Source organism: Pseudomonas knackmussii B13 (assembly GCF_000689415.1).
Taxonomy (GTDB): domain Bacteria; phylum Pseudomonadota; class Gammaproteobacteria; order Pseudomonadales; family Pseudomonadaceae; genus Pseudomonas; species Pseudomonas knackmussii.
Genome location: NZ_HG322950.1, coordinates 3,914,219 through 3,926,597, shown reverse-complemented (window position 1 = coordinate 3,926,597; position 12,379 = coordinate 3,914,219). Strand labels below are relative to the sequence as shown.

12 protein-coding genes are annotated in these 12,379 nt (G+C 63.9%); 10 read left to right on the top strand and 2 right to left on the bottom strand.

Annotated elements, in window-relative coordinates; all coding sequences use genetic code 11:
- Nucleotides 1-45: 45 nt before the first annotated feature.
- The 7 genes from PKB_RS18520 to murB are packed head-to-tail and all read left to right on the top strand — an operon-like array spanning nt 46 to nt 4,617.
- Nucleotides 46-681: a MotA/TolQ/ExbB proton channel family protein gene (locus PKB_RS18520; protein ID WP_043253457.1), complete on the top strand. Its 636-nt coding sequence runs from the start codon at nt 46-48 to the stop codon at nt 679-681.
- The gene (locus PKB_RS18515) at nt 678-1,124 is read left to right on the top strand and encodes an ExbD/TolR family protein (protein ID WP_043253456.1); all 447 of its coding nucleotides are present in this window, start codon (nt 678-680) and stop codon (nt 1,122-1,124) included. Before PKB_RS18520 ends, PKB_RS18515 begins: the two co-directional genes overlap by 4 nt.
- On the top strand, nt 1,124-2,122 hold the full coding sequence (gene lpxK, locus PKB_RS18510; RefSeq protein WP_043253455.1) for a tetraacyldisaccharide 4'-kinase: 999 nt from the start codon (nt 1,124-1,126) through the stop codon (nt 2,120-2,122). The genes PKB_RS18515 and lpxK overlap by 1 nt, the downstream gene beginning before the upstream one ends.
- A 44-nt stretch (nt 2,123-2,166) precedes the next feature.
- Complete coding sequence (locus tag PKB_RS18505) at nt 2,167-2,352, top strand: Trm112 family protein (RefSeq protein ID WP_009621404.1); 186 nt, start codon at nt 2,167-2,169, stop codon at nt 2,350-2,352.
- 20 nt (nt 2,353-2,372) lie between these two features.
- Nucleotides 2,373-3,137 carry a 3-deoxy-manno-octulosonate cytidylyltransferase gene (kdsB, locus tag PKB_RS18500; protein ID WP_043253454.1) on the top strand — a complete coding sequence of 255 codons (765 nt, stop codon included), beginning with the start codon at nt 2,373-2,375 and terminating at the stop codon, nt 3,135-3,137.
- Nucleotides 3,137-3,601, top strand: a complete 465-nt coding sequence (locus tag PKB_RS18495; protein ID WP_043253453.1) for a low molecular weight protein-tyrosine-phosphatase — start codon at nt 3,137-3,139, stop codon at nt 3,599-3,601. Before kdsB ends, PKB_RS18495 begins: the two co-directional genes overlap by 1 nt.
- Nucleotides 3,598-4,617: a UDP-N-acetylmuramate dehydrogenase gene (murB, locus tag PKB_RS18490; protein ID WP_043253452.1), complete on the top strand. Its 1,020-nt coding sequence runs from the start codon at nt 3,598-3,600 to the stop codon at nt 4,615-4,617. Before PKB_RS18495 ends, murB begins: the two co-directional genes overlap by 4 nt.
- Nucleotides 4,618-4,783: 166 nt before the next feature.
- Here the strand turns inward: murB and rne are convergent, their stop codons facing one another.
- Complete coding sequence (gene rne, locus PKB_RS18485) at nt 4,784-7,888, bottom strand: ribonuclease E (RefSeq protein ID WP_052355320.1); 3,105 nt, start codon at nt 7,886-7,888, stop codon at nt 4,784-4,786.
- Between the two features lie 582 nt (nt 7,889-8,470).
- On the opposite strand from rne, the gene rluC reads away from it, so the two are divergent.
- The 3 genes from rluC to sppA are packed head-to-tail and all read left to right on the top strand — an operon-like array spanning nt 8,471 to nt 11,085.
- Nucleotides 8,471-9,427, top strand: coding sequence for a 23S rRNA pseudouridine(955/2504/2580) synthase RluC (gene rluC, locus PKB_RS18480; RefSeq protein WP_043253450.1), 957 nt, complete (start codon nt 8,471-8,473; stop codon nt 9,425-9,427).
- The gene (locus tag PKB_RS18475) at nt 9,420-10,115 is read left to right on the top strand and encodes an HAD-IA family hydrolase (protein ID WP_043253449.1); all 696 of its coding nucleotides are present in this window, start codon (nt 9,420-9,422) and stop codon (nt 10,113-10,115) included. Before rluC ends, PKB_RS18475 begins: the two co-directional genes overlap by 8 nt.
- Entirely contained in the window at nt 10,105-11,085 is a 981-nt protein-coding gene (gene sppA / locus PKB_RS18470; RefSeq protein WP_043253448.1) for a signal peptide peptidase SppA, read from the top strand. Before PKB_RS18475 ends, sppA begins: the two co-directional genes overlap by 11 nt.
- A gap of 55 nt (nt 11,086-11,140) precedes the next feature.
- Here the strand turns inward: sppA and PKB_RS29235 are convergent.
- A protein-coding gene (locus PKB_RS29235) for an IS3 family transposase (protein ID WP_156958003.1) occupies nt 11,141-12,363 on the bottom strand; the annotation gives its coding sequence in 2 pieces (ribosomal slippage) (nt 11,141-12,012 and nt 12,012-12,363; 1,224 coding nt in all).
- Nucleotides 12,364-12,379 lie beyond the last annotated feature (16 nt).

Sequence of the window (12,379 nt, the reverse complement as noted above, 5' to 3'; positions counted from 1 at the left end):
CCCTGTGCTAGAGTGTGGCCACTTTTTTTCAGGGGATTCGCCACTGTGTGGGAACTGGTTCAAGCTGGCGGCTGGATGATGCTGCCGATCATTCTGAGTTCCATCGCCGCCACCGCCATCGTCGCCGAACGACTCTGGACCCTGCGCCGCAGTCGCGTCGCGCCGCCCCAACTGCTGGGCCAGGTGTGGAAGCAGATCAAGGACAAGAAGATGAACAGCCAGGCCTTGAAGGAACTCAAGGCCAATTCGCCGCTGGGCGAGGTCCTCGCCGCCGGCCTGGTCAACTCCAAGCATGGCCGCGAGATCATGAAGGAGTGCATCGAGGAGTCCGCCGGGCGGGTGATCCACGAGCTGGAGCGCTACCTCAACGCCCTCGGCACCATCGCCGCCATGGCCCCGTTGCTTGGCCTGCTCGGCACCGTGTTCGGCATGATCCAGATATTCAGCGCCTTCATGGGCGAGGGCATGGCCAACGCGCCGGTGCTCGCCGGCGGTATCTCCAAGGCCCTGGTCACCACCGCTTCCGGCCTGATCGTGGCCATCCCCGCAGTGTTCTTCCATCGCTACCTGCTGCGCCGAGTCGACGAATTGGTGGTGGCCATGGAGCAGGACGCCATCAAGCTGGTGGAGATGGTCCAGGGTGATCGCGAAGTCGATCTGTCCGAGGATGGCAAAGCGTGAAATTCCGGCGTAGAAACCGCAGCGCCGCCCGCGACGATGTGTTCATCAACCTGGCGTCGCTGATCGACGTGATCTTCGTCCTGCTGCTGTTCTTCGTGGTCACCACCACCTTCAGCCGGCCGACCCAGCTAAAGGTCGAGCTGCCCGAGGCGGTCAGCGGCACGCCGCCGGAAGCCACCGAGACCAAGCAGCTGGAACTGGCCATCGATGCCAGCGGGCACTACGCCTTGAACGGGCAGAACCTGGTCAAGAACGATCTCGAAACGCTGATGGCAGCCCTGCAGAAGGAAGCCGGCGGCGACGTCAACCTGCCACTGGTGATCACCGCCGATGGCAAGACCACCCACCAGTCGGTGGTTACCGCGATGGACGCCGCCGGCAAGCTGGGCCTCAGCCACCTGCGCATCACCACCGTCGAGGCGCAAGGCTCGGCCAAACCCTGATGGCGTTTTCCGATCGCCTGCTGCAGGCCTGGTACCAAGGGCACCCGGCGCTCGGCCTGCTGCGTCCACTCGAAGCTCTCTACCGGCGCGTCGCGCAGCGCAAGCGTGATGCCTATCTCGAAGGGCGCAGCGAGTCCTATCGTGCGCCTGTGCCGGTCATAGTGGTCGGCAACATCACCGTAGGCGGCACCGGCAAGACACCGATGATCCTCTGGTTGATCGAGCACTGCCGTGCCCGCGGCTTGAAGGTCGGCGTGGTCAGTCGCGGCTATGGCGCCAAGCCTCCAAGCCTGCCCTGGCGCGTGCGCGCCGAGCAGTCCGCCAGCGAGGCGGGCGATGAGCCGCTGATGATCGTGCAGCGCTGCGGCGTACCGCTGATGATCGACCCTGATCGCCCGGCAGCAGTGCGCGCCCTGCTGGCGGAGGAAGAGCTCGACCTGATCCTCTGCGATGACGGCATGCAGCACTACCGCCTGCAGCGCGATCTGGAGCTGGTGCTCATCGATGCTGCCCGCGGCCTGGGTAATCGCCGCTGTCTGCCGGCCGGCCCGCTGCGCGAACCTGCCGAGCGCCTCGATGAGGTGGATGCGGTGCTCTACAACGGCGCCAGCAGTGATCCCGCCGGTGCCTTCTCGTTCGTCCTGCAGCCAAGCGCGCTGGTCAATCTGCGCAGCAACGAGGCCGTCGGACTCGAGCATTTTGCTCAGGATCAACAGGTCCACGCGCTGGCCGGCATCGGCAATCCGCAGCGTTTCTTCGCGACGCTCGAGGCGCTACACTTGCGGCCTGTTCCGCATGCCTTCCCGGACCACGCGGCCTACAGCGCCGAGCAACTGAATTTCAGCCCGGCACTGCCGCTGCTGATGACCGAGAAGGACGCGGTGAAATGCCGGGCCTTCGCCGCCGCCGACTGGTGGTACCTCGCGGTCGACGCGCAGCCTTCCCCGGCCTTCGTCGCCTGGTTCGACGCCCGCCTCGAGCGTCTGATCGCGCGCTGATGGGCAGCAGCGCTGCCCCCATTGCTTTCCCAAGGATTCCCGCCATGGACCCGAAACTCCTCGACATCCTCGCCTGCCCGCTGTGCAAGGGGCCGCTGAAGCTCACCGACGACAAGTCCGAACTGATCTGCAAGGCCGATGGCCTGGCCTATCCGGTGCGTGACGGCATTCCGGTGATGCTCGAGGGCGAGGCCCGCACCCTGAACGTCGACGAACGCCTCGACAAGTGACCGCGAGCCGAGATCATTCGATGAGCCATGCCTTCACTGTCGTCATTCCGGCCCGCTTCGCGTCCACCCGCCTGCCCGGCAAGCCGCTGCAGGATATCGCCGGCAAGCCCATGGTCCAGCACGTCTGGGAGCAAGCGAGCAAGAGCGCTGCGACACGCGTAGTTGTAGCCACCGACGACGCGCGCATCCTCGAAGCCTGCCAGGCTTTCGGCGCCGAGGCGCTGCTCACCCGCGCCGACCACGAATCGGGCACCGACCGCCTGGCTGAAGTCGCCGATGCCCTGGGGCTGGCGGACGACGCCATCGTGGTCAACGTGCAGGGTGATGAACCCCTTATTCCGCCGTCGATCATCGACCAGGTGGCGGCCAATCTCGCGGCGCACCCGGAGGCGGGGATCGCCACCCTCGCCGAGCCGATCCATGAGGTGGGCTCGCTGTTCAATCCCAACGTGGTCAAGGTTGTCAGTGACCTCGACGGCCTGGCGCTGACCTTCAGTCGTGCACCGCTGCCCTGGGCGCGCGATGCCTTCGCTATCGACCGCGAAACCCTGCCGGAAGGCATTCCTTATCGCAGGCACATCGGCATCTACGCCTATCGTGCGCGCTTCCTCCGCGATTTCGTCGCCTGGGGCCCGTGCTGGCTGGAAAACACCGAGCGTCTCGAGCAGCTGCGTGCGCTCCACCACGGCGTGCGTATCCATGTCGCCGATGCTCTGGAAGCGCCGCAAGCCGGCGTGGATACCGCCGAGGACCTGGAGCGCGTAAGGCGCATCCTGGGGGCCTGATGCGCGTCCTGTTCGTCTGCCTAGGCAACATCTGCCGCTCGCCTACCGCCGAGGGCGTATTTCGCTACAAGTTGCGCGAGGCCGGGCTGGAATCGTTGGTTACCGTCGATTCCGCCGGCACCGGTGACTGGCACGTAGGCAAGGCGCCGGATGCACGTACCCGCGTCGCTGCGTTGCGTCGGGGCTACGATCTCTCTGCCCTGCGCGCCCGTCAGGTGTGCAAGGCGGACTTCGGCGAATTCGACCTGATCCTGGCGATGGACCTGGCCAACCTGGCCGAACTCAAGCGCCTGGGGCAGGGTGCGGGCGCAGCTGAGCTGGACCTGTTCCTGCGCCGCTATGCCGGCGAGCTGGACGAGGTGCCCGATCCCTATTACGGCGGCGAGGCCGGTTTCGAGCAGGTGCTGGACCTGATCGAGCGCGCTTGCGACGCCTTGCTGCTGGAAGTGAAGGGGCGTCTGTGAGCCTGGTTCTGCAAAACGAAGTTTCCCTCAAGCCCTTCAACACCTTCGGCGTCGAAGTGCGTGCCCGTCTGTTCGCCGAGGCGCGCAATGACGACGAGGTGCGCCAGGGCATCGCCTTGTCGGCCGAGCGTGGCCTGCCGCTGCTGGTGATCGGTGGCGGTAGCAACCTGCTGCTGACTGGCGACATCGAGGCTCTGGTGCTGCGCATGGCCAGTCGCGGCATTCGAGTTCTCGCCGATGACGGCGAGCGGGTGCGCATCGAGGCCGAAGCGGGGGAGGTCTGGGATGAGCTGGTGCGCTGGAGCCTGGCTCAGGGGCTCGGTGGCCTGGAAAACCTCAGTCTGATCCCGGGCACCGTCGGTGCCGCGCCCATGCAGAACATCGGAGCCTATGGCGTCGAGCTGAAGGACGTGTTCGATAGCCTGGTAGCGCTGGATCGACAAAACGGTGAGGTGCGCGAGTTCGGCTTGGCCGACTGTGCCTTCGCCTACCGCGACAGCCTGTTCAAGCGCGAGCCGGGGCGTTGGGTGATCCTGCGCGTGCGGTTCAATCTGTCGCACAACGCTGCGCTGCACCTGGATTACGGCCCGGTGCGTCAGCGCTTGGCGGAAGAGGGCGTAGCTGAGCCGACTCCGGCGGACGTGGCGCGAGTGATCTGTGCTATCCGCCGCGAGAAGCTTCCGGATCCGGCCGTGCTTGGTAATGCCGGCAGTTTCTTCAAGAATCCGTTGGTGCCTGCTGCCTTGGCCGAGCGCCTGCGCAGTGAGCATTCCGATCTGGTTGCCTACCCACAGGCCGATGGTCAGGTGAAGCTGGCCGCCGGCTGGCTGATCGACAAGGCTGGCTGGAAAGGCTTCCGCTTAGGCGCAGCTGGTGTGCACGCGCAGCAGGCGCTGGTGCTGGTGAACTACGGCGGTGCTACCGGTAGTGAGATTCACGCTCTGGCCGAGCGGATCCGCGCGGATATCCGCCAGCGCTTCGGTGTCGAGCTGGAGATGGAGCCGAATCTCTACTGAGGGCTTCGATCCCGAGGAAAGGCGCTCGCCAATGGCAGCGCCTTTTTTGTTGTCCGCAGTTCTTTGGGGGCAAGCTTGCTCGCGAAGCGGAGTTGGTCTGGGGGTAAAAAAGTCCGGACATGAAAAAGGGGATGCCTAGGCATCCCCTTTTTCATCGCTCAGCCAATCAGCTGTGGTGCTTTTCCACGGCTTCATGATGGGCGTGCTGCTCGAGCGCTTGCTCGGCCTGCTCGCCTTCGCTGGCTTGTGCCGCTTCGGCGGCCGGGGCTTCAGTCGGAGCCTCAACGGCTTCGCTGACCACTTCCAGCACGCTTTCTTCGGCAGCGGCTTCTACCGCAACCGCGCTTTCCTCGGTTGCAGCAGGAGCTTCGACTACCGCAGGAGCGGCAGCAGCGGCCTCGGCGGCTTCGCGAGCCAGGCGCTCGGCTTCACGCTGCAGGCGACGACGCTCGCGCGGGTCGTTCAGCGCACGGCCCGTGGCGTTGGCGGCAACAGCGGCTTCGGCTTGTGCAGGCTCCGGAGTGGCGGGGGCCTCGACTTCGGCGGCGACGGCCGGAGCTTCGACAACCGTTGCTTCGGCGACCGGCTCGGTCACGGCAACTTCGTCGCTGATCGGTGCAGCTTCGCTCGGCTGGCTGGACTCGGCCACCTGCTCGACGGTGCTTTCCACGTGAGCTTCGCTGACGGCCGCGACTTCAGTGGTGGCTTCGCTGGTGGCGGTCTCGGTGGCGTGCGAGGTGGCTGCTTCAACAACCTGCTCGGCAACCACGGCAACGGCTGCGACACCGGCAGCGGTCAGGGCAGGAGCGGACGGGGCTTCGCCGCCTTCCTGCTGCTCACCGGCTTCCATGCCATCGGCACCGGCTTCACGCTGACGCTCGCGGCGGTTGCTGCGGCGGCGCTGGCCACGGGAACGACGGCGCGGACGCTCGTCATCGCCACCTTCCTGGTCATCCTGCTGGTCCAGCAGTTCCTCGTTCGGCAGCTCTTCGGCCTCCAGGCTGGCGGCATCGCGGGCCTGGCGGTCTTCACGTGGCGGACGCTCGCCACGCTCTTCGCGGGGTTGACGCTCTTCACGGGGCTGACGCTCGGCGCGCTCTTCACGCGGCTGGCGGTCTTCGCGCGGTTGACGCTCGGCACGCTCTTCGCGGGGCTGGCGGTCTTCGCGCGGTTGACGTTCGGCGCGCTCTTCGCGGGGCTGACGCTCTTCACGCGGTTGACGCTCGGCGCGTTCTTCGCGGGGCTGACGGTCTTCGCGCGGTTGACGTTCGGCGCGCTCTTCACGCGGCTGACGCTCTTCACGCGGTTGTCGCTCGGCGCGTTCTTCACGGGGCTGACGCTCTTCACGCGGTTGACGTTCGGCGCGCTCTTCGCGGCCCGGGCGCTCACCGCGCTCGTCACGACGGCGCTCGCCACGCTCTTCGCGCGGTTTGCGTTCTTCATCGCGGCGGCCACCGTCGCGACGACGGTTCTGCTGGCGACCGTTGCGACGTTCTTCCTGGTTGCTGCGCTCAGCAGCCGGCTTCTCCGGAGTGGCGGCAACCTTGGGCTCTTCCTGCTTGCCGGCGAACAGGCTGACCAGCGACTTCACCAGGCCCTGGAACAGGCTCGGCTCGGGCATCGGCTTGGCGGGTTCGGCAACCGGCTGCGCGGCTTCGACTTGCTGCGGGACCGGGGTCTGCGGAGCAACGGTCTTCACCGCGGCTTCCTGACGAACCAGGGTGCGGGTGGAGCTGACCGGTTGGACTTCCTCGTGCTCGACGTGGGCCATTTCGTAGCTGGAGTGGCCGGCGGCCAGCTCGGGGCTGTCGTCACGCAGACGCTGCACTTCGAAGTGCGGAGTTTCCAGATGGTCGTCCGGGAGGATGAAGATGCGCGCGCGGGTGCGCAGCTCGATCTTGGTGATGGCGTTGCGCTTCTCGTTGAGCAGGAAGGCGGCGACCTGGAACGGAACGCGAGCGCGGACTTCCGCGGTGCGGTCCTTCAGGGCTTCCTCTTCGATCAGGCGCAGGATGGCCAGCGACAGGGACTCGACGTCACGGATGATGCCTTGGCCGTTGCAGCGCGGGCAGACGATGCCGCTGGTCTCGCCGAGGGACGGACGCAGGCGCTGACGGGACATTTCCAGCAGGCCGAAGCGCGAGATGCGGCCGACCTGGACGCGCGCACGGTCGGCCTCGAGGGCTTCGCGAACGCGTTCTTCGACGGCGCGCTGGTTCTTCGCCGGGGTCATGTCGATGAAGTCGATGACGATCAGGCCGCCGATGTCACGCAGACGCAGCTGGCGGGCGATCTCTTCGGCCGCTTCCAGGTTGGTCTGCAGCGCGGTTTCTTCGATGTCGCCGCCTTTGGTGGCGCGCGCCGAGTTGATGTCGATGGACACCAGGGCTTCGGTCGGGTCGATGACGATGGAGCCGCCCGACGGCAGCTTCACTTCGCGCTGGAAGGCAGTTTCGATCTGGCTTTCGATCTGGAAGCGATTGAACAGCGGAACGCTGTCCTGATAGAGCTTCACCTTGCTGGCGTACTGCGGCATTACCTGGCGGATGAAGTTCAGTGCTTCTTCCTGGGCGTCGATGCTGTCGATCAGCACTTCGCCGATGTCCTGGCGCAGGTAGTCGCGGATGGCGCGGATGATGACGTTGCTTTCCTGGTAGATCAGGAAAGGCGCGCCGCGCTCGCCGGAGGCTTCCTTGATGGCGCCCCACAGTTGCAGCAGGTAGTCCAGGTCCCATTGCAGCTCTTCGGAGCTGCGGCCCAGGCCCGCGGTGCGGACGATCAGGCCCATGTCGCCCGGTGCGTTCAGGCCGTTCAGCGCTTCACGCAGTTCGTTGCGCTCTTCGCCCTCGATGCGACGGGAAATGCCGCCGGCACGGGGGTTGTTCGGCATCAGGACGAGGTAGCGGCCGGCCAGGCTGATGAAGGTGGTCAGGGCCGCGCCCTTGTTGCCGCGCTCTTCTTTCTCGACCTGGACGATGACTTCCTGGCCCTCGCTCAGCACATCCTTGATGTTGATGCGCCCTTCGGGGTTCTTCTTGAAGTACTCGCGGGAGATTTCCTTGAGCGGCAGGAAGCCGTGGCGCTCGGCGCCGAAGTCGACGAAGGCGGCCTCGAGGCTCGGTTCGACGCGGGTGATGCGGCCTTTATAGATGTTGGCCTTTTTCTGTTCGCGCGCGCCGGACTCGATGTCCAGGTCGAACAGGCGCTGGCCGTCTACCAGCGCTACACGCAACTCTTCGGGTTGAGTTGCGTTGATCAGCATTCTTTTCATGTAGTACCAATGGTTTCCGGGGCTGCCGGAAACGGCAATCGGCACCCACGACTCTCATGGTCGGTGCTCAGGCGCGTACTCAGGAACGGCAAGCCATTCCCGTGTCCAGCGACAATCGGCGTTAAGCGGGCCGAGTCGCGACTACGTCTCCTGCTTGTCATGTTCGAACAAGCAATCAACAGGAGGAGGAATCAACAGTCGGAGGCGGACGAGAACGTGCGTCTTTGGATCAGTGCTCTAAGCCACTACGCGATCCGACAGTTGTGCATCTCCACCCTGCACGTTTCCCTTAAGAAGCGGGTGCCGCTCGCAGAATCCGGGAGCGGGTTGGCTTTTTCACGGCTACCGAAGCAGCTGTGCGTCATTTCCGAAGGCTTGGGTTCCGAATCGTTGTGGAGGAAATCGCGGTTCCCTCATGGCAACGCTTCGCAGGACTGCCTCATGTCCGTTCAATGTGTTTGCAGGCGGTGGGGATAAGGCTTTCGTCAGCATCCGCAGGCCAGGCCACTTTTGGCGGCTTCCCGAATATAGCAGCAATGATTAAGTGCTTCAATTGAATGAAAAATTGCTATTATTGCCGCCATGACGACTCCTCCCTCTCCGACTTCCGGCGTTCAGCTTCTGGAAGTCGCGCCGGAATATGCCGGCCAACGCATCGATAATTTCCTACGCACCCAGCTCAAAGGCGTACCCAAGACCCTGATCTACCGCATTCTTCGCAAAGGCGAGGTGCGGGTTAACAAGGGGCGCATAAAGCCCGAGTACAAGCTGCAGGCTGGCGACATCGTGCGCGTTCCGCCGCTGCGCCTCGCTGAGCGCGATGAGCCTGCGCCGCTGGCTCAGGGTCTGCTCGAGCGCCTGGAAGCCGCCATCGTTTATGAAGACAAGGCGCTTATCGTTATTAACAAGCCGGCCGGTATTGCCGTGCATGGCGGCAGTGGCCTCAATTACGGCGTGATCGAAGCGTTCCGCCAGTTGCGCCCTGATGCCAAGGACCTTGAGTTGGTGCATCGCCTGGATCGCGATACTTCCGGGCTGCTGATGATCGCCAAGAAGCGCAGCATGCTGCGTCATCTGCACGAAGCGCTGCGCAACGAGCATGCGGTGGACAAGCGCTATCACGCGCTGGTCCGTGGCAGCTGGCCTGCAGCCAAGAAGCAGGTTCGCGCGCCATTGCTCAAGAGTAACTTGCGTTCCGGCGAGCGCATGGTCGAGGTCAATGTCGAGGGTAAGGATGCGCTCACCGAGTTCAAGGTGCTGCGCCGCTTCGGTGACTTCGCCACTCTGGTCGAGGCGCGGCCGATCACCGGGCGTACCCATCAGATTCGTGTGCACGCCAAGCACGCCGGTCATGCCATCGCTGGCGACCCGAAATACGGCGACGACGAGTTTTCCCGCGAGATCCGCGGGTTGGGTGGTAAGCGTCTGTTCCTGCATTCGGCGCAGTTGTTCGTGCCGATGCCTGATGGCTCTACCCTGGAGTTGGTGGCTGAGGTCGACGACATCTGGCGTGCCACGCTGGAGCGCCTGGATGCCTGATTACTCGCTGCTCATCTTCGATTGGGACGGCACGCTGGTCGATTCCGTCGATCGCATAGTCGAGTCCATGCGAGTGGCCGCCGAGCGTTCGGGGTTGTCCTGGCGCAGTGACGAGGCAATCAAAGGCATCATTGGGCTGGGGCTGCCTGAGGCGATTCAGACGCTCTATCCGGAAGTTGACGATGAGGCGGCACTGGCGATTTTTCGAAGTGACTACGCCGAGCATTATCTGTTGCTGGAGGTCGAGCCATCGCCTCTGTTCCCGGGCGTGGCCGAGGCTTTGGAGTATTTTCGTCAAGCGGGTTATCGCCTGGCGGTGGCGACCGGCAAGAGCCGTCGCGGTCTCGATCGCGTGCTGAAGGGGCGGGGTTGGGAAGGCTTCTTCGATATAACGCGGGCTGCCGACGAGTCGGCCAGCAAGCCAGATCCGCGCATGCTCAACGAGATCCTCGCGCACTGCCGGGTTCCTGCACAGGGGGCGCTCATGGTTGGTGATGCGCCTTTCGATCTCGAGATGGCGCGTCGCGCTGGCATGGATTCGGTGGCGGTCTCTTACGGTGCGCAGCCCATCTCGGTGCTGCGTCAATATGGTCCGCGCCTGGAGATCGGGCATTTCAACGAATTGCGCGCCTGGCTGGATGGCCGGGTGCAGAACCCACGGATCGAGGTGAGCAAGCATGTCGGATGAGTGGAAGGCCGAAGAGTCCGGTTCGGTAGATGCCAAGAGCTGGAAGCTGCTCGAGAAGGCGGTGCTGGCAGGGGTGCAGGAGCAACGTCGGGCCAGGCGCTGGGGTATTTTCTTCAAGTTGCTGACGCTCTTTTATCTGTTCGTTGCGCTGGCGCTGTTCACGCCCATTAGCGGTCTGTCCAAATCGGCCTCGCGCAGCGGTAGCCACACGGCGCTGGTTGAAGTGAAGGGCATGATCGCCGACGACGAGCCTGCAAGCGCCGACAATGTCGTCGGGGCGCTGAAGGCAGCCTTCGAAGACGCTGGCACCAAGGGCATTATCCTGCGCATCAATAGCCCGGGCGGGAGTCCGGTGCAGTCCGGCTATATATATGACGAGATTCACCGGCTGCGCGATAAGCACCCGGATATCAAGGTCTATGCGGTGATAAGCGATCTGGGTGCTTCCGGTGCCTACTACATCGCCAGCGCGGCTGATCAGATCTATGCGGACAAGGCCAGTCTCGTTGGCTCCATCGGCGTTACGGCTGCGTCCTTCGGTTTCGTCGGCACCATGGAGAAGCTGGGTGTGGATCGGCGTGTCTATACCTCCGGCGAGCACAAGGCTTTCCTCGATCCCTTCCAGCCGCCGAAGACGGATGAAACCCAGTTCTGGCAGGGTGTGCTGGATACCACTCACAAACAGTTCATCGACAGCGTGAAGAAGGGGCGTGGTGATCGTCTGAAGGACAAGGATCATCCCGAGCTGTTCTCCGGGCTCATCTGGTCCGGCGAGCAGGCGCTGCAGCTGGGACTGATCGATGGCCTGGGTAGCAGTAGCTACGTGGCTCGCGAAGTGATCAAGGAAAAAGACATCGTCGACTACACCATCCAGGACACGCCGTTCGACCGCTTCGCCAAGAAAATCGGCGCCAGCGTCGCCGAGCGCATGGCCATGTGGATGGGGTGGCAGGGGCCGGCTTTGCGCTGATCCCGTCTGTCTAGTCCTGAAATAGGTTTACACCTCTCAGGCCATGCTCCAGACCTCAGAACGCCCGATGCACCGCATCGGGCGTTTTGTATTTCAGGGCCAGGTGAGGGCGCTCGCGGTTATAGATGTCGACGGCTTCACGCACCATGCGGCGCGCCTGCGCGAGGTCGGCGGGAGGATGCTCCAGCAACTCGTTCTTCAGGATGCCGTTGACGCGCTCAGCCAGCGCATTCTGGTAACAGTCGTAGCCGTCGGTCATCGAGCAGATTGCTCCGTGCTGCGCGTGCAGGCGTTGGTAAAGCCCCGAGCAGTACTGAATTCCTCGGTCGGAGTGATGCACCAGGGGTTCCTGCGTCGTGCGGCGCCGCAGGGCCTGGCTGTAGGCATGGGCCACCGACTCGGCGTGCAGGCTGTCGTGGACGTGATGGCCGACGATCTTGCGCGAATAGGCGTCGGTGACCAGGCTCAGGTACAGCGGGCCGCTCTGGCTGGGCAGATAGGTGATGTCGGCAACCCAGACGCGCTCCGGCGCATCGGGCAAGACCTGTTGCGGCCCTGGCTTGAGCAGATTGGGATGGCGATGGAACCGGTGAAAACTGTGGGTGGTCTTGTGGTACGCCCGCTTGGGTCGAACCAGCAGGCGGTGCTCGGCCAGCACCCGGAACAGGCGATCGCGCCCAACTCGCAACGCGGCTTCCGCTTGCTGCTGCAACAGATAATGCAGCTTGCGTGCTCCCAGGCGCGGCTGACGCATCCGTACCTGCCGCACGAACTGGGCGATCTGTCGATCCTGCTGGCTGCGCTGATCCGCCGCCCGGTTGCGCTGGTAGTACGCCTGGCGGCTGATGCCCATGAACTGGCAAGCCCTGCTAACACTCAGCGCTTGGACTTGCCTTTGCGTGAGGACTTGCCGGGACGCTTTTTTACGATCGAAACGCCGTAGTCATTCTTCAGCACATTCACCACGGCCTCGAAGAACTGCGCCTTCTGGCTCATCACCTCAAGCTGCTGCTCGAGTTCCTTGATGCGTTGTTCCGGGGTCAATGGCAATTTCGGGGTATTCATATCCGGGCTCCGAGCCTTTCGAAGGGAGGCGCCCTGGTTCCAGTCCTGCCGGCCATGCTTGCGTAACCACACCAGCACCGTCGAGCGGCCCTGGATGCCATAGCGGGCCTGAGCCTCCTTGTAGCTCATTTCTCCTTTTTCGACCTGGTCGACCACCGCCAGTTTAAAAGCCAGCGTGTAATCACGCTGGCTGCGACGAACACCTTCTGCCATCGGGGGCTCTCCTGAA